Origin of the sequence: Brevibacillus laterosporus LMG 15441 (genome assembly GCF_000219535.2) — a bacterium.
Classification (GTDB): domain Bacteria; phylum Bacillota; class Bacilli; order Brevibacillales; family Brevibacillaceae; genus Brevibacillus_B; species Brevibacillus_B halotolerans.
Window position 1 is genome coordinate 2,473,875 of the sequence record NZ_CP007806.1, and the last position, 17,020, is coordinate 2,490,894.

At 38.5% G+C, this 17,020-nt stretch carries 14 protein-coding genes; 4 read left to right on the forward strand and 10 right to left on the reverse strand.

The features are described from left to right. Window positions 1-939: 939 nt before the first annotated feature. Window positions 940-1,140 carry a hypothetical protein gene (locus BRLA_RS11330; protein WP_041752139.1) on the reverse strand — a complete coding sequence of 67 codons (201 nt, stop codon included), beginning with the start codon at window positions 1,138-1,140 and terminating at the stop codon, window positions 940-942. Window positions 1,141-1,297: 157 nt separating this feature from the next. On the opposite strand from BRLA_RS11330, the gene BRLA_RS11335 reads away from it, so the two are divergent. Then, entirely contained in the window at window positions 1,298-1,564 is a 267-nt protein-coding gene (locus BRLA_RS11335) for a hypothetical protein (protein WP_022586544.1), read from the forward strand. A 134-nt stretch (window positions 1,565-1,698) separates the two neighbouring features. Here the strand turns inward: BRLA_RS11335 and BRLA_RS11340 are convergent, their stop codons facing one another. The 5 genes from BRLA_RS11340 to BRLA_RS11360 form a co-directional block, all read right to left on the reverse strand. Continuing rightward, the gene (locus BRLA_RS11340; protein WP_003337559.1) at window positions 1,699-2,031 is read right to left on the reverse strand and encodes an AzlD domain-containing protein; all 333 of its coding nucleotides are present in this window, start codon (window positions 2,029-2,031) and stop codon (window positions 1,699-1,701) included. Beyond that, window positions 2,022-2,750, reverse strand: coding sequence for an AzlC family ABC transporter permease (locus tag BRLA_RS11345; protein ID WP_003337560.1), 729 nt, complete (start codon window positions 2,748-2,750; stop codon window positions 2,022-2,024). Before BRLA_RS11345 ends, BRLA_RS11340 begins: the two co-directional genes overlap by 10 nt. A 79-nt stretch (window positions 2,751-2,829) precedes the next feature. After that, window positions 2,830-3,639 (reverse strand): TrmB family transcriptional regulator, encoded by an 810-nt coding sequence (locus BRLA_RS11350; RefSeq protein WP_003337561.1) that lies wholly within the window; start codon window positions 3,637-3,639, stop codon window positions 2,830-2,832. A gap of 547 nt (window positions 3,640-4,186) precedes the next feature. Then, a complete protein-coding gene (locus tag BRLA_RS11355) occupies window positions 4,187-4,666 on the reverse strand; it encodes a CBO0543 family protein (RefSeq protein WP_324826041.1) in 480 nt (159 codons plus the stop codon). Then, window positions 4,587-5,774 carry a DUF2515 domain-containing protein gene (locus tag BRLA_RS11360; RefSeq protein ID WP_003337564.1) on the reverse strand — a complete coding sequence of 396 codons (1,188 nt, stop codon included), beginning with the start codon at window positions 5,772-5,774 and terminating at the stop codon, window positions 4,587-4,589. Before BRLA_RS11360 ends, BRLA_RS11355 begins: the two co-directional genes overlap by 80 nt. Window positions 5,775-5,868: 94 nt before the next feature. Between BRLA_RS11360 and shc the strand changes: the two genes are divergently transcribed. Both shc and fabZ read left to right on the forward strand, forming a co-directional pair. Beyond that, window positions 5,869-7,761: a squalene--hopene cyclase gene (gene shc, locus BRLA_RS11365; RefSeq protein ID WP_003337565.1), complete on the forward strand. Its 1,893-nt coding sequence runs from the start codon at window positions 5,869-5,871 to the stop codon at window positions 7,759-7,761. A gap of 718 nt (window positions 7,762-8,479) precedes the next feature. Continuing rightward, the gene (gene fabZ / locus BRLA_RS11370; RefSeq protein ID WP_041752142.1) at window positions 8,480-8,905 is read left to right on the forward strand and encodes a 3-hydroxyacyl-ACP dehydratase FabZ; all 426 of its coding nucleotides are present in this window, start codon (window positions 8,480-8,482) and stop codon (window positions 8,903-8,905) included. A gap of 390 nt (window positions 8,906-9,295) precedes the next feature. Here the strand turns inward: fabZ and BRLA_RS11375 are convergent, their stop codons facing one another. From BRLA_RS11375 to BRLA_RS11390, 4 genes are all read right to left on the reverse strand, one after another. Then, window positions 9,296-10,525 (reverse strand): DUF438 domain-containing protein, encoded by a 1,230-nt coding sequence (locus BRLA_RS11375; protein ID WP_003337570.1) that lies wholly within the window; start codon window positions 10,523-10,525, stop codon window positions 9,296-9,298. 306 nt (window positions 10,526-10,831) lie between these two features. Beyond that, complete coding sequence (locus BRLA_RS11380) at window positions 10,832-11,521, reverse strand: Crp/Fnr family transcriptional regulator (RefSeq protein WP_003337571.1); 690 nt, start codon at window positions 11,519-11,521, stop codon at window positions 10,832-10,834. Window positions 11,522-11,742: 221 nt separating this feature from the next. Continuing rightward, window positions 11,743-12,450: an iron-sulfur cluster repair di-iron protein gene (gene ric, locus BRLA_RS11385; RefSeq protein WP_003337572.1), complete on the reverse strand. Its 708-nt coding sequence runs from the start codon at window positions 12,448-12,450 to the stop codon at window positions 11,743-11,745. Window positions 12,451-12,856: 406 nt separating this feature from the next. Further along, window positions 12,857-13,375, reverse strand: coding sequence for a hypothetical protein (locus BRLA_RS11390; RefSeq protein WP_003337573.1), 519 nt, complete (start codon window positions 13,373-13,375; stop codon window positions 12,857-12,859). A gap of 361 nt (window positions 13,376-13,736) precedes the next feature. Here BRLA_RS11390 and BRLA_RS11395 point away from each other — a divergent pair, with 361 nt between their 5' ends. Continuing rightward, on the forward strand, window positions 13,737-17,018 hold the full coding sequence (locus tag BRLA_RS11395) for a non-ribosomal peptide synthetase (protein WP_003337574.1): 3,282 nt from the start codon (window positions 13,737-13,739) through the stop codon (window positions 17,016-17,018). Window positions 17,019-17,020 lie beyond the last annotated feature (2 nt).

Below are 17,020 nucleotides of genomic sequence, written 5' to 3' on the forward strand. Positions count from 1 at the left end.
GAACATGTCTCTAGATACTTTGATTAGACGAAGAGAAAATATACGCAAAAGCAGATATTAAAGACATATAGATTGTTGGAGAAAATCTCGCTAAGATTCAAAAGGATGACTCAGTAAATTTTAAAAGGATTAGTCAAGAATTGATAAGCGAAAAGCTTCCCTTGAAAGAAATTGCATTCTTCCATTAAATCCTACAACTATGAAGGTAGAAATTTATTGAATATCTGCAAGAGTAACGCAAGAAAATATAGGTCATACATGCACTTTTATGACTTAGAAAAGATAGAGTTTAATTTGATAGGGGGAATCATTTGGCTATTGAGATGTTATAGACTTTGAAGGAATAAATGATAACTTTGTTCACAGAACAATTACAATAGCAAATAGGACAGAAAAAATCCATTCTTAGAAATACGGCCTGAAATAACCGTTAACCAAAAATGGATTTTTTCTGTCTTTTGCTTGATTTATCTGCGTGCACTTTTATTGAATGCGGAAGGCGCTCCAGGAATAGCATTTCATAACAAAAAAACATGAAGCTAAGTAGTATATTATGAACCAAGACTGGTTTGGTATTATATGGGCGATTATGAACGTGGTAACGGATAGAATATGGTTTTCCAAATGCTTCGTTTTCAGAACAGTATCAGGATGGAAGTGGTGCGAATGGTAGTATACAAGAAGATGAATTGATTAAAAAATACAATAGTAGATTGATAGTTGGGATTATACCCAACCAATAAAAAATAATTTTTCAGTAACCCAAAAATAAGAGGAGCTAAAGAATTTCCTCACGATACGGCTAATCATTGTGTTGTGGTTCTTGTTTATTGGTATGTGCCTTCCGCCTAGCATCACCTTCAATCGCCAGAATATTTAAAAAGTGATTTTTAAACTTGGTGGCGTTAGCTACAAGATTAGTAGAGCGGATTGCGTAGATCAAACCGCAGAAAAAAGACCATCATCACTTTGAAAGGATAACGGTCTTTTATGCTTTTTCTGTTTCAATTTTTCCGCTTTTGTTTTTGTTCGACGCTGGGTCATATCGACCAGGGCAAAAATGCTCCTGTTAAGTTCGGGATTCCGTTTCCCTTCGCGGATCATTTTATCCCGGTGCTTGCGTGCGCTGCTCTTTGCCATTTAATTCACTCCTTTGTGATGTACGGCTGTGTTTACTGTTATCATAATCCGGTTTGAGAGACAATGCAAACAAAACAGGCTTGCCAAGCCTTGATAATTGTCCATTCCAATCGGCAGGGCATGCATATGATGATACTGACGGGAGGTGACATTCTGCATGCTCAAAAAAACAGCAACCCGCAAAGTCGAGAACCAAGTCTATTCCAACCGTGTCGCCAGATCCGAGTTCGACCGGAAATGGAGAACCATTGTGTCAAAAAGCGGCTACGTGATCTATATTGCAACAGCCAATCGCGCGAAAGTGACCGTCTTGTTAACTAACGGTTCGAGCAAGCTGCTCATTTTCAACAAGGGCGGACGAGTATTGGTTGGCGGCGGCGGAACGAGCCATTACAGCAAGCCGCATATAGCTAAGAATTTGTAGATAGAATGTAAAAGAGAATGGTCCTGCTTAAACCTTTGTGGAGAGCAGGACTTCTTCTAGATGGACCAATCACTAGTCTTGCTGGCTGACCATTTCGGTCATTATTGGGCATGTATTTATCTGTGGGAACGAAATTAGATTTGAAACAAAAAGCGTAAAATTATAATGGAAATAATACCTCCCAGTACGGTTCCCAGTAAACTACGTGTTTTTATCGCAATATAAAAAGTCGGTATGGCTGCTAAAAATTCAATGTTATTTGTAAGGGATGCAATCTTTCCATCATGTATAAATATCTCTTGACCAATCAAAGCAGCTATAACAGAAATGGGGACATAATTTAACCATCGCATTCCCCATTCTGGTAATTCGAAACGACTTAGTACCATGAGGGGAACGACCCTTGGAATGAACGTTACAAAAGCTGACCCTAGAATAATCAAAAAAACTTCCCATCTTACTTCCATTTTTCCACCACCATTCCTATTGTTGAAGCAATAATTGTAGCAACAATAACACCCATACTGCTGGACAACAAGAAAGTACTTCCCACAGCAATGACAACTGCTATAATTGCGACAACTATATCAAGTTTGATTTTACTTCGTCCTAACATTGTTAGTATAAGAATTCCAATAAACATGGCTGGCAAGGCAAATCCTAGACCGAATTTTTCAGGATTTGAAATCCATTGCGCCAAAAATGCTCCTGCTAAATTAGCAACAAACCAATTTAGATAAGCTGTTATGTTGAGGCCATGCATCCATTTTTCACTGATTTGGTTTTTTTTCGCAGTCTCACTAATAGCGACACCGAATGTCTCATCGGTGAGGAGAGAACCTACTAGCATGTTCCTAAGTGGAGAAAGATGCCGAAAATAAGGTGCTAGGGCTGCACTAAGTAAAATATGACGAAGATTAACAAATAAAATAGTAATAATAATGGCAGTAAGAGAACTACCTGTTGCCATCATTCCTGCAGCAATAAACTGAGCTGAGCCAGCATAGAGAATTAAACTGATCAGAGCTATCTCAGCTATGCTAAGTCCTGCAGCCTTTTGAATAACACCAGCAGCTATTCCGATACTTAAATAACCCAGTAATGTAGGGATACAATCTTTTACTCCTTTGATAAAGCTATCTTCATACCTCTGAGACGAATTCATTTGGACGTTCGATAGGCTCATTTCATTCCCTCCTTATTTTTGGAAATTAGAAGCTAACACAATAACTACTACGAAAAAATGAAAGAAAATACGGTTCAAGTTATTTGAACCGTTTTCCAGTAACAACATGAAATAGGTTAGGGTCGTTTTTCCAGAGAGCTTCTGTTTTCTCTGGACCAATTTCTTTAACTAATTCTGAAAACATAATGTCATGCCTGATGTATTCCATTGCGATTAATACAAGTGCTGGATCTTCTGTTTTTATCGCCCATGCAGGTGTATTTGGAGAAAAATTTGCAATTAATACTTCTTTATTGTCGCGCGCAACAATCGTTAATCGACCATTCATACGTTCCTCAGCTACTTCTGGAGCCATGTAATTGTGGTGAGTAGTTACACCAAGCTGAATCTCAGGTGCTCCAAAAAGAATAGAAAAAACATGGATTTCATCATTTACACGCCTATCTATAGCACTTTTTATACAAGAGACCTGTGGTTCCCAAATCGACAACCATAGTTCTTCTTCTGCTTTATCTATCATGTCAATCATTTCGGCATCAACATATTCATCACTGCTGATGCGTCGAATGACATCTACTTCCTGTTCACTTTCTAAAGCAGATAAATTCTTTTCAAGATAATCCATAGAATTTTCGAAGTTATTACGCAATCGGCGGATTAATTCTTTTGCTGGTAAGGGTGCATAGGTCACAGGGTCAGAAGGTACTACATAAACCGCACCTTTATCTATTAATTTTGCCAATACTTCATAGATCGTTGAACGAGGTACACTTGATCTTTTACTTATTTCATATCCTGTTATGGGGTAATTTTTTAAAAGTCCGATATATGCTTTACATTCATATTGCGAAAAGCCCCATTTCTGAAGTTCTTTGTAGAGTTCTTCCATGATAACTCCTTTAGTAGTTAGTGTAGTACTTACTATAATTTAAAATGAATTATCTGTCAAAGCTATTCACTAATCCTAGTTGCTTATCTTCAACTAAACTGCCCCATTTGTTTAAAAGAAAATCTTCACCATTTTGATGCTATATTTTCGTATTATTCTTCAATTGTATTGAAACGATCCTCAACAATTTTGATTATTCATAAGATTATGATGATAGTGGAGATTCTAGTGCATTGGTAAGCTTCACTTTAACCACTAGCATGGATTGATATCTAAAATTATTTTCATCAAATTAGTCGATATATTCAAAGGAATAAACTCTATCTGTTGCCATTTTTATTATAAATGAGTTACATAAATCCCCCTACCATTATATTAATGAATGGCAGGGGGATTTGTATCCTTGTTTCTATAGGCACCTACGATACATCCACAGCAGGGGATACCGTACATGTCCAGTATCTAAACGGAACCAAAATCGAGAAAGCTTTCAACTCATTGGTTCCTTTTTTGTTTTGAAAAAATATTTGGTTGAACCCCATTATTGTTAAGGGGCTTCTTCTGATAAATGAGTGATCCATAGATGAAATTTCCAAACAAGCCACATAAATAAGATATAACCGAAAAAGGAATAAAAATGCTGCCATTCGCTGCTGTGGGCAAACCATCCCAGTTGTTCCGATATCTGTTCAATTCCTGCCGCTATTATGCCGGAAAACAGGATGAGTCCCTTTCTTTGCCATGAGTTCATCGACTGCAAGCAATGTAGAAAGATAGCTGTAACAATCGGCAATATACACAGAGTAAACATAATATTGATTTTAAAAATATCGGAAAACGGCCGCACTGGAAAAGAATACAATTGCTTCTCCACGAAGATGAGATCCAGATAAGTTCCCAACCAAGAAACAAATATCATTGTTGGAACATAAGATTTAAGTTTCTCTCTAAAAGATGGCTGTTTTGGCCATGACCGCAAGTTCGATTTTCTCCAGTGTTTTACAGTATTTATGATAGATCTCCCCATTTACATTTTTTTCTTGATTGATAAAGTAGGTTAAGATTTGCCAATCCTCAAACCAATCCTCGATTTCCGCTTCACCATGCTCTATATTTTTCCAAGCGTACTGTAATTTTGGGCTGAATAATCGATTAGCTCCAGCTTTCAATTGACAATCATCCGTTCGCCTCTTATAGGGAGTTCTAGGCGTAGATGGCACAGATTCGTTTACGTCGTTAAACAGATGGGGCCAGTAATCTTTACGGGAACCCGTATGCGGATGATCCGCCGCCCAGTTTATTACGCCCTGTAGAATTTCAGAAGAGCCAAAAAGCACTGAATATAATCGTTTACCCAATAATATGCGTTCTTGAAGGGAAGCAAAATGATGAAGCGTTTGTCCGATAAGGTCAGGTACCTGCCCGGGAACCTTGTTCATATTGTTACAACATGGGAAAAGAATTTGATTTAAACTCAATAAATCCTGAACTTTGAACTCTTTCGTTTCCAGAACCGTTTTTTGATAATGGGGATTCTGAATCACCCTTTTTTCCAGATAGCTCTGCTCGTTGATGACTAGGGCAATCGCCAGAAGATAGCGGTCTCCATTCTTCCAGAAATGATCCCACATAACCTCCATAAAGATGGATACATGAAAAAAAGAAAGCAGATAGAACAAGCTCGTCTCTCTTTTCAAACTTTCCTCATACAGCAGTAATTGAGGATAGACATCTTGGAAAATCAACCAATTGCCGCGCTCCAGAAACAGAAAATAATCCTTCTGTTCCGAGTCGGAAAGTAATTTGGACAGAAGCTCTCCCTTCAAATCCGTCATATTCCAGCCGCCATTTCGCGACACCATGTGACCCAACAAGGCCCAGTGTATCTCTGGATGTTTTCGATAGTAGTCAAAATACGCCGTAGTCCGCGTTACATTGTTCAAGTTTAGCCGGCGTGTGGATTCTTTAATTTGACGAATCAATATTTGATCTTGTTCGGGTAATTCCGCTTCTTTCATGAGAGGCTTGTTGACTTCTTTCAATCTCTTCTTCAATTCTTTGTTTATTTTAAGAAGAGGCGGAAATTGACTTTGTTTAAACCAGTCAAAATTCTTCTTCAGAATCCGGATTCCCATACTTTTTCCTCTCCCTTGTAAGAACCCTTCGTCTGAAAATGAATAGAGTGGATATAGGCATTACACTTGGGTTTTAGAAAGGTATGTTTGAAATATGAAAGAAAAAGCTGAATCAGAAATTAAACGCATAATCCATCTATTGCAAAAAGCTCAATCAGCTGACGGCGCCTGGCATTATTGTTCGGAAAGCGGACCACTAACCGATGCATATATGATAATCCTATTACGCACCTTAATGATTGATGACGAGGAGTTAATTAGAAGTTTGGCCGATCGCATTACGATAAGGCAGGAGAAAAACGGAGCCTGGAAGCTGTTTCATGATGAAGAGGAAGGAAATTTGTCTGCAACCATTGAAGCATACTATGCCTTGCTTTTTTCAGGGTACAGCCAGAAAACGGATGAGCACATGCAATTAGCAAAGAAGTTTATATTAACCAAAGGCGGAATTTCGGAGGCAAGTATGCTAACAAAACTCCTTCTTGCCTTGACAGGGCAGTATCCTTGGTCGGGATACTTTCAAATCCCGGTTGAAATCATCCTGCTGCCGCACTGGCTCCCCATCAATTTCTTCGATTTTGTCGGATATGCTAGAGTACACATCGCACCCATATTGGTCGTTGCAGACCGCAAGTTCGTAATGAAAACAAGAAGAACACCAGACATGTCCGATCTTCGAAAAAACGACCTTCCAACAGCATTGGGCAACCATCCCTATCTGACAAATCAACGATCCCATCAATACCGTGCGTTTCTTAACACAATCTTGGATGGTCTCAAGAATCTTCCTTACCTTCCGTCGCAAATCCATAATACGGCGCTACGTCAGGCTGAACGCTATATACTGGAAAGAATTGAACCGGATGGAACCTTGTACAGCTATTTCACTTCCACGTTTCTTATGATATTCGCTCTACTATCCCTTGGATATTCGGCCAATCATCCAGTGATCACCCGTGCGATTTCAGGGCTGAAAGCAATGACTTGCCTGACCAATGGACATTTACATATTCAGATTGCGACTTCAACGGTCTGGAATACCGCTTTATTGGCTCATGCTATGCAAGGAACCGGGGTTTCTGCATCTGAGCCTACAATTCAAAACGCTGGCCGCTATTTACTCTCTCGCCAGCATCATAAATATGGTGATTGGATGATGAAAAATCCTTTTGTTTTACCAGGGGGATGGGGCTTTTCCGATATTAATACCATCAATCCCGACGTCGATGACACAACGGCTGCATTAAGAGCAATAAGCAAATTAAGAGAAACAGACCCGACCTTCCACCATTCATGGGATCGAGGTCTCAATTGGCTGTTATCGATGCAAAATGCCGATGGAGGTTGGCCGGCATTTGAGAAAAATACGGATAAAAGAATAGGAAATTGGCTTCCCTTCGATGCGGCAGACGCAGTTAGTACAGACCCTTCTACGGCAGATTTAACAGGTAGGACTTTGGAGTTTCTCGGCAACAATGCGGGATTTACCATCGGCCATCCCCAGATTCAAAAGGGGGTGAAGTGGCTTCTAAGCAATCAAGAAGCCAATGGCTCTTGGTACGGGAGATGGGGCATTTCTTACATTTACGGCACATGGGCCGCTATTACCGGCCTAATGGCTGTCGGAGTCTCGTATGAACATCCTGCAATTCAAAAAGCTGTACAGTGGTTAATAAAAATCCAGAATGAAGACGGGGGATGGGGAGAGTCATGTAAGAGCGATATTGTTAAAACATATGTTTCTTTAGGTGCCAGTACACCTTCTCAAACTGCGTGGGGAGTGGATGCCCTCATTTCAGTGTTCCAAAAGCCAATTCCGGCAATTGAACGTGGAATTCAATTTTTAATTGATTCCGAAAAAAATCAGGACTGGACGCACTCCTATCCGACAGGAGGAGGATTACCCGGCGGTTTTTACTTTCACTACCACAGCTACCGGTACATTTGGCCTTTGCTTGCTTTAGGTAATTATAAAAAGAAATATTAAATATCTCTTTATGTTTTTTGTTTCACACGGGTATATGGATAAGGTTTACACTCTGGATGAAAATGGACATTTTATGGTTTTGCTGAGGCTTATACCACTAATGAATTTCAATCTTGATGGGAGAATCAACGGCTCATTTAGAGATCCCACCCACATTTCAGTAACATCAGGGAAGTTGCACCGAATAAAAGAGCAGATTATGACTGCTCTTTTATTTTTGTGAAAAAGGGTGTTATTGACATTTAAACTACGAGGGCAACCTTTCGTTCCGGAGCCGCCCGGTCCTAAATAAAAAAAACTCCATTCCAAGAAGAAGGTCCGAAGGGAGGATTACAACCTTTCGATTAGGTTCAAATTGTTGAAACAGGTCAAACTAGCTTCATGCCCCGTGTTGGCTATAATGCCATATGGTTAATTTGATTTGCTGAATGCTAATTAAGAAACAGTATTCAAGGAGAATCTTTATAAGTAACTTTCCACGAATGAAAAACCATCCCTACTACCATCGGGGATTTTAAGCATTTTCACGAATAAGTGCTGACCAAACATTCATTTCCTTTTTGTGATAGGGTAGATTTGTTATACAGCAATCAAAAATTACTATGGAACCGTCTAAAAACACTAGCGAGTGTAGGTGAAAGCTACTAATTTATAGTACCAACTATTAGTATGAAGTGATAAAATTGGGATAATCGGTAATTATTCAGGGGGAATAATGATGGTAGATACTCAACAGATTATGGATGTTATTAGACATCGTTATCCATTTCTTTTAGTGGACAAGATAGTGGAGTTAGAAAAAGGGAGGAGAGCAGTTGGTATAAAAAATGTTACAGCGAATGAGGAATTTTTTACAGGATATTTTCCGAATGATCCGATTATGCCAGGTGTGTTAATTATAGAAGCATTAGCTCAGGTAGGAGCCATTGTGATGCTGACTAAGGCAGAAAATAAAGGGCGCTTAGGGCTTTTAGCCGGTATAGATCATTGTTGTTTTAAACATCAAGTAAAACCTGGAGACCAGATTCGTCTAGAGGTTGAGATTACTCGATTAAAGGGTGCTATTGGGAAAGGCAAAGGTATTGCTACAGTTGATGGAGAACTAGCTTGTGAGGCGGAAATAATATTTGCATTTGGGGATTAAAGGACACTGTTTAAATTGAAGAAAGAGATATGGCATAAACTATTCAGAAGACCATAGGAGGTAGGTAAAGTTAAACTTAACGTAATTATTATTATGTAAACTAAATTTGAATGAAGTACAGATAATACTTAAAGTAGTCTGGTTACAAGCCCATAAGAAAGGCACCATAGCTACTAAATAGGGAATCTTCATTATTTTCTGGAGCAATAACGCCTTCAAAAATATAGAATATGATCATAAAAAAGCTCTCACAAACTCGAACCACTATTTATTTTTAATTGCTTAAGAATGAGTCAATAGCCTGAACCGCTTAAGGAGGGTGAATCGCTATACAGGCTAGGATTCAACCTCCTTCGAAAACGGTCAAGGTAATTCGTGACAATCCCAAGCTTAGGAGAGTATTCGTTTTTCGCCTTCAATTTCTTGAATAGGACTAATATTTTGTGTAAACTCAAGGGTGCCCATATACTCACCATCTTCACTTCTTATAGCGAAATAGCGAATGTATACATATTTGTCCTGAAACTTAATCCAGAAATCTTCACAATCTTTATTACCAGCTTTAAAATCTTCTAAGAGTTTTTCAACGATATGAACACTTTTCGGAGGATGGCAGTTTTGAACTGTTCTGCCTATTACTGCTTTCGTGCGAGCAAAAATCCGCTCTTTTCCATGGGAGAAGTAACGTACCACATCATCCTGATCAATGAATGTAATATCCACGGGTAAGTGATTCATGAGCAGCTCTAATTGCTTTAAAGAGAGAATGCCTGTTTCCAAACGAATAAAACCTTCAGATATAGACTGTTGTGCGATAGCTTGTCTTTCAGGCTTCCATACACCGGCAGGACTTGTTAAGCAAAAGCCAATCTCAGCACTTTCATGAGCAATTTTAATCCATTCGTCTTCCGTAAGATTTTGTAATGCCATAGGAAATAAGATATTTTCCTCTTTAAAAATCATTTCATTGACTTCACGGATAACAAAAGAAAGGCCATCTAAGACTGCTTTATTGTCTCCAGTGTAGTTTGTTAATTTTTGTTTAACATTTTTAATGCCATTGCGAATGCCATCATCGACGCCCCACATGACTTTTGTTGGCCCATAGATGCCATACTTCTCTAAGAAAGGGAAAAGTAAATTCTCTTTTCGGCTGTAATGTTTATCGATATCCAGCAACAGATTTAAATCTTCCATAAGCAAATAGACGTTTTCTTGCTTATCTTCTTTTTCAAAATGCTCATAATGCTGCTTCAGTTTGAAGTTCACAAGATGATTTATTTCTTTATTCTCAAGCTTAAAGGTATGAATCGGATGGCCAGGTTGGTCTTCTGGTTTGTCTGATCTATGGATTTCCTCAATGGAACCTTTAAAAATGGCAGCATGAACCGAGCATAAGCGCTGTACCTCTTCAACTGGAATTCCTTCTTCCTCCATGAGAGCTTGTTCTAATTGAGAAATTTCTGCAACCGTAATATTCCCAACAGCTTCTTCAAATTGAGCCTTCACATCTTCTACACTTTTCCCTTGATGAAGATTTTTTATAATTTTTTTTAAGATAGCTTGCCTTTCAAATGAATTCATGCTTTTTTGTTCACGATTATTAATTATTTCACTCATAGGAATTCTCCTTTACTATTTGCTTGTGCTTATCATTTGATAAAGAACCAACGCGATCTATTTACCTAAAACCATCAATTTGCCAGTTTGCTCACTTTTAGCAATGAGTGATAGTGATTCTCATTGAAAGTGTAGCATAGGGAGAATGAAAAGTTTGTGAGTGAAATCACAAACTTTTTGAAGGCTTTACTAGAATTTGTGTAAGGAAGCTAATGGGGGATAGCACTTAGGCTATGAAAAGGTGCAGCTAATCAAACTTGAATGATGAGCTTCTTATTTTGAAAGATAAGGCGGGAGAGGTTTCCATTATGCGATTTCTTCCTGCAATCTTTCTGGAGTCAGAATAAAGAATCCGTTTTCATCAATATCAATCAGCTTTTTTCTTTTTAACCGATTAATTGTGCGGTTAATTGTTTCCCGAGAAGTGCCAATCATACTCGCGAGTTCACGATTCGTAAATTGAGTCGTTATTTTGTATTTATCCTGAATCTGGATGCCATTTGATTTACATAAGCGCAGCAATAGCATAATAATTTGTTCATAGGTATCATGAAGAATTTTTTCCTCTAATCTATTCTGGAGATCCACAATCTTTTCTTCTAGAGTTTTAAACAATGTAATACATAATCGAGGATACTGAAGTAAAACATTCTCAAAATCAACGATTGGTATAACAATTAATTCTGCAAGCTCTAGTATCTCGGCATTTGCTGGGAAAGTACCTTTTTTGAAGAATCCCGCATGCGGAAACATTTCTCCAGCTTGGAGTACAGAAACAATCTGTTCTCTTCCGGTTTTATCTGTTTTTTGAATTTTCACCTTACCCGAATGGATAAAAAATATACGATCAAGTGAATCACCCTGTAAAAATACAAAAGACCTTGCTTTATACGTTCGAACCTGAGAAATATCCACAATAGTTTGAAGCTCTTCATCCAAAAGTTCGTTAAAAAGGGGGATATTTCGCACATACTTCTGAATTAAATCTTCTTTCATATAGACAACTCCTTACCCAATCTAGGCATATTCTTTCTATATAATATCAATGGCTACATGTAGCAAAAGACTGGTCTAGAAGGAAGGTTAGAGGGTTTTGCCATTGTATTTGCAAATTGGGACATTGCATGCTTCATGAAATCTTATACTCAACCCATAAAATATAGAAGAAATGGGATATGAGCGACTTTTTACTCATGTCCCATTTCTTAGGAAGAGGCTTAGGTTCGTGCTATTGCACGTGGGAACAACACATTATTTTCTAGATGGATATGCTGGAATAAATCGGCTTCAAGTGCCTCAAGGCGTTGGTAGACCAGACGATAAGTACCGCAAGCTCCTTCTGGTGGGGTAAAGTCATTTGTAATGGTCCGAAGCTCTTTGATAATAGTGCCGGCGTGGCTATGCTCATTCTCCAATTCTTCCACTACCTTGCAGAGTTTTGTATAATTTTCATCTGTTGCATGCTGCTCAAATGCTAAAATCAATGGGAAATCCTCAGTCTCCTCTTTTATTAAATGCTGTTCCAATTCTGTTTTTAACTCATGAAATAACGTATGAATTCGAGCTAAATGTGGTTGTTGCGATCCATGAACGCGTAGCACTTTTGTTACATAAGGGCTTAGCTGTGGCAATTCTTCATTTAAGTAACGATGATGTTTATTCACAATATAGTCAATTAATTCGCTATAAGAGGCAGTTGTCCAATCAATTACAGATTCATGTAAAAGCTTTGTATCATGATACAGGGTGTTTAATTTTGTTATCACCTCATCAGCCAATAAATTTCTTTCTTGAATAGCGTCAATAAGGGGTCTATTACCACCGCAGCAAAAATCTATCTTATATAATTTGAAAAGGTCGCTTGCCTTTGGAAATTTTGTTACAATCTCACCAATAATAGAAGACTCGGTAAATGTATGTTCCATATGAATGCCTCCATAAAGTTTAAAATTTTGTATCTGGATTAAGAATATGAATAATTTTAAATTTATGTCGTGATTTCAATCACTTAAAATGTGTTAATTTTGTCATCACTTGTTTTAAACATCCATTCTTTTTATAAAGGGAAGATAAAGTACGTATTAAAAAATAGGTAGTAGGTGAACGTATTTTAGCTGGAGAGCTTTTAGAGAACCAGGGGGTATTTTTGGGGTTTGCTTGTAGGCGAAGGGCAGAAGTAAGGGATTTCTTACATTACACAAAAGAGACTAAATGGTTGTGTCCCCAATCTGTTACCTAACATAAAAACACCTCTTAAAGGTGGCAGTCCATCACACAGGAAAGACAAGCAACTACGGTAAGAGGTGTTTTTCAGGCTATTAAACGTAACTTTTAATGGGTGATGGGAGTACCATCAGGAATGGTATTTTGCAAGGAATCGGGAAGCGTAATTATTTTATTCCAATCAAAGCTGTATTTGTTAAATGCCGCCTCGCTAACAAATCCGCGTTTCACAGTTCTTCCGTTCTCATGATCTATTAAATATACCGTTGGATTGTTTTGATATTTGATCAATTGTGTATTTTCGTTAATAACGGGTCCATCAGGGATGCCATCAAGTGATAAGAATGATTGAATGCCGTCCCATGAACGGAATAATCTGAAGTACACGGCCTCGCTAACAATTCCTCTTTTCTTTCCATCCATAATAAGAAACACGGTAGGTTCATCGACTACCTTAACACGTAAACCGTTGAATCGATTCGGATCAGAAACCGTTGCATCCAATGATTTTACATTTGTAATCGATTTGGAGTCAACTCCTGTTGCTTTTGTTGCAGCATAAGCTGGAGAAAAATACATGCTGGCTAAAAGTGTGCTGACCATCAGAGCGGCAAGACTTTTTTTCATTTGAACCCTCTCCTTGAATGAAATGTAGAAACATATATTTATTTCTATAAATTGGGATTCAATCCTTTTATTTCTTTAAAATTTATGTGTAATAAAAGTATTCAGATTTGATTGACATTTCAAGGCGGAATTAGGATAATTTAGTAAAGTATTGGTTAAATAATAAATATATACCATAAAAATTTATCTTTTATGACTACAGGAGGAATGCCTAAAAATCTTTTCGCCATGTGTTACTTACTAAATAGTGATCTATAGTTCGTTGTATAAAGGATAAGTATTTATACAATGCTTCTTTTTTATGTGGAGGTAAGGTTTTATGTCGTGTCGTTAAAATTTTACATATGGGAGGGCAGCATTTATGCACGTAGAAGCAGTTTCGTCCTATCCATTGACCAATGCCCAAAAGCGAATTTGGTTTGTGGAAAATATCTATCCAAATGTAGGGGCAACGAATCTAGCTACTTCGTTTGTTTTTTCTTCAAGCCTACAACATGATTTTTTGATTAAAGCAATTCATCATTTTATTAGTGAAAATGACTCAATTCGCCTCACAACGATCTTCAGCCAATCCGATACAAATAAGTTTCCCATGCAAATGATTTCCGAAGACACCCATCCAAGTATACCCATAATTGATTTTCGTTTTCATGAACAGAGAGAGCAGGCAATTCAAGAATGGCTTAGTCAAACCACGAAACAGCCTTTTTCCTTCTCGGAAGGGCCATTGTATTCCTTTGCCATATTACAAAAAACAGATACCGAGACAATTCTCTATATGAAATTTAGTCATCTGATCGCTGATGGTGTAGCCATGCTATATGCCATTAAAGAAATCGTTGCTTGCTATCAGCAGCTAGTCAAAGGGGAAGAGCGGGAGAAGCAAGTAAAGCCTTCCTATATAGAGATGCTCGATAGAGAAAGGGAATATCTAGAGTCTAGGCGCTTTTCATTGGATGAGGCCTATTGGAGTAGTCAGTTCGAAAAGGTTCCAGAATTAGTAAGTCTTAGTGATCAAGATGAGTTGTCTCGCAATATCGCTAGTGAACGGCATAGCCTGTTTATACAACATGATCTTCGTAATCAAATTGAATGCTTTTGTGATACATATGGGATCAGCCCTAATGTATTTTTTCTAGGTACCTTCTACTTATACCTCTATCGGATCACGGGTAAGAAAGATGTTACCGTAGGACATATTATTAGCAATCGCTCAAATGCTCGTGATAAACATACATTTGGGATGTTTGCAAGCACGCTCCCGTTTCGCCATCTGATCAATCCTGATTTGGATTTTGTTAGTCATTGTCAAGAGATCGCGAAACAGCAAAGGCAAATGCTTCGGCATCAGAAATATCCCTATCAAACATTGTTGTCCAAGGTGAGAGAGCAGCACCCAGACGTCCAGCAGCTCTTTTCAATAGCAATGGAATTTCAGGTGTTAGAATTCGATATGCAGGATGATTTACGTTATACATCTGACATACAATTCAGTGGATACGAGGCACAGGAGTTAGTTCTACATATTAAAGATCGACGTGAGATGAAAAGCTATCAGCTAGATTTTGATCACCATCTGGAGATATTTACTCAAGAAGAGATTAGGGAATGGAGCGAGCGGTACCGAACAATCATTGAAAGCGCTTTGAGAGACCCGAAGAAGTGCATCAAAGAATTGGACCTGCTTTCAGTAGAAGAAAAAACAAAGATTTTAGTTGATTGGAATCGAACAGAAAAGGAATTTCCGCTAGAGAAAACCTTTGTCGATTTATTTGCAGAACAGGTAAGTAAGATACCAGAGCATTCTGCGGTAGAGTTTGGGGAGAAGGCACTAAGCTATCAGGAATTAGATGAGTTGTCTACTTGTATGGCACATACATTACGAGAAAAAGCCGGTAGAGAAAGCATAATCGCGATCATGGTTCCGCGTAGCATCGAGATGATTGTCAGCCTGCTGGCTGTAAGTAAAGCTGGTGCTGCTTATCTGCCTATTGACCCTGATTACCCACCGGAACGAATTGCGTACATGCTAAAGGATAGTGCCGCATCTATTTTGCTTACAACGGGGGAGCTTGCTCTATCGGATATTGGCTTTTTGGGAGAGAGGATCGACGTTTTGCAGTTTGTAGCGGACATAGAGCGCGCTCCAAGAGTAAAAAGTCACTTGGAAACATTATGTTCTCCCCATCCGAATGATTTGGCTTACGTCATCTATACCTCTGGTTCGACTGGCAGGCCAAAGGGTGTCATGATTGAACACAAAAGTCTCAGTAATTTAATCTTTGCAAGACGCGATTTGCATAAATTATCGCCTGAAACCAGGATGGTACAATTCTGTTCCTTTAGCTTTGACGCCTCAGTCTGTGAAATTATTCCGACACTTGCTAGCGGCGGTACAATATGCATGGATACGAAAGACCGCTTATTTCCAGGCAAACAATTGATTGATTGGTTGCATGAGAAAAGAATTACTATAGCATCAGTCCCAACCTCGGTAATGACTATCCTTCCTGATGCAGAGCTTTCGCATCTTCAAACCTTGGAGGTAGGTGGAGAAGTTTGTCCTGCTACTGTTGCTGTTCGTTGGGGAAAAAACCGTCGTTTTTTTAATTCGTACGGACCTACGGAAGCAACGGTATGTTCAACTAGTGGCGAGTATGTATGTTCAAATAGACAAGAAGAGCTGAACAACCCGGTACCACCGGACATTGGACAGCCTATTTCAAATGCAAAAATATTTATATTAGATGAAAACCAGCAGCCTGTTCCTGTTGGCGTGATTGGTGAGGTGTATATCGGTGGTACTGGTTTGGCACGTGGATATTTGAATCGAGAGGACTTGACTAGAGAAAGATTCATCTATGTTGAGTTTGAAGAGCTTGGGCAGGGGGCGATTCGACTTTATCGCACTGGAGATTTAGCTCGATTTTTACCGAATGGACGTATTGCATACGTAGGTCGAATTGATGATCAGGTGAAGATACGCGGGCATCGAATTGAAATCAGAGAAATCGAACATGTTTTATGTGAGCATCCAGTAGTCAAACAGTGCGTGACAGTAGTAGAAGATGATGAGAAGTACGGTAAAAAATTAGTCGCATATGTTGTGCCTATTTCTCAAGAAGAAGGAGCTTCTCTTTCTCTAGAAAAAGAATTGCGAGAATTTTTACAGGGAAAGCTTCCTTTCTTTATGATACCAAACGCAATCAGGTTACTCGATAATATTCCATTGACTCCAAATGGCAAAATTAATCGCAAAAAAATTAATTTTATTGAAACAAATCCGTCCAACCGTAAAGACGAGCAGACGGTAAATCTGGCTCCTATCTCAGAAATAGAAAGAACGTTGACAAAAATTTGGCAGCAGGCACTAAGTGTTGAACAGGTGGGTATTCATGATCATTTTTTCCATATTGGCGGAGATTCCTATCGATTACTTCATGTTCATCAAGAAATTAATGAAATATTCAGAAGAGAATTGCCGGTTATTGATATGTTTCGTTACCCCACCATCCATACATTGGCACATAGACTGAGTCAGGAGATAAGCAGTGTGCCAACGGTGACTGTAAATAGGGAAATAGCTTTAAAACGTAAGGAAGCAATGCAGAAACAAAAACAGATCAGAAAACGTGGGAGGTAAAA

What these genes read in the sequence shown, in the direction of transcription:
- BRLA_RS11355 (WP_324826041.1), bottom strand. Translation starts at nt 4,666, where the DNA reads ATGGGGAGATCTATCATAAATACTGTAAAACACTGGAGAAAATCGAAC.
- BRLA_RS11380 (WP_003337571.1), bottom strand. Translation starts at nt 11,521, where the DNA reads ATGAAAGAAGATTTAATTCAGAAGTATGTGCGAAATATCCCCCTTTTT.
- BRLA_RS11340 (WP_003337559.1), bottom strand. Translation starts at nt 2,031, where the DNA reads ATGGAAGTAAGATGGGAAGTTTTTTTGATTATTCTAGGGTCAGCTTTT.
- BRLA_RS11360 (WP_003337564.1), bottom strand. Translation starts at nt 5,774, where the DNA reads ATGGGAATCCGGATTCTGAAGAAGAATTTTGACTGGTTTAAACAAAGT.
- fabZ (WP_041752142.1), top strand. Translation starts at nt 8,480, where the DNA reads ATGGTAGATACTCAACAGATTATGGATGTTATTAGACATCGTTATCCA.
- BRLA_RS11350 (WP_003337561.1), bottom strand. Translation starts at nt 3,639, where the DNA reads ATGGAAGAACTCTACAAAGAACTTCAGAAATGGGGCTTTTCGCAATAT.
- BRLA_RS11345 (WP_003337560.1), bottom strand. Translation starts at nt 2,750, where the DNA reads ATGAGCCTATCGAACGTCCAAATGAATTCGTCTCAGAGGTATGAAGAT.
- BRLA_RS11330 (WP_041752139.1), bottom strand. Translation starts at nt 1,140, where the DNA reads ATGGCAAAGAGCAGCGCACGCAAGCACCGGGATAAAATGATCCGCGAA.
- shc (WP_003337565.1), top strand. Translation starts at nt 5,869, where the DNA reads ATGAAAGAAAAAGCTGAATCAGAAATTAAACGCATAATCCATCTATTG.
- ric (WP_003337572.1), bottom strand. Translation starts at nt 12,450, where the DNA reads ATGGAACATACATTTACCGAGTCTTCTATTATTGGTGAGATTGTAACA.
- BRLA_RS11375 (WP_003337570.1), bottom strand. Translation starts at nt 10,525, where the DNA reads ATGAGTGAAATAATTAATAATCGTGAACAAAAAAGCATGAATTCATTT.
- BRLA_RS11395 (WP_003337574.1), top strand. Translation starts at nt 13,737, where the DNA reads ATGCACGTAGAAGCAGTTTCGTCCTATCCATTGACCAATGCCCAAAAG.
- BRLA_RS11390 (WP_003337573.1), bottom strand. Translation starts at nt 13,375, where the DNA reads ATGAAAAAAAGTCTTGCCGCTCTGATGGTCAGCACACTTTTAGCCAGC.
- BRLA_RS11335 (WP_022586544.1), top strand. Translation starts at nt 1,298, where the DNA reads ATGCTCAAAAAAACAGCAACCCGCAAAGTCGAGAACCAAGTCTATTCC.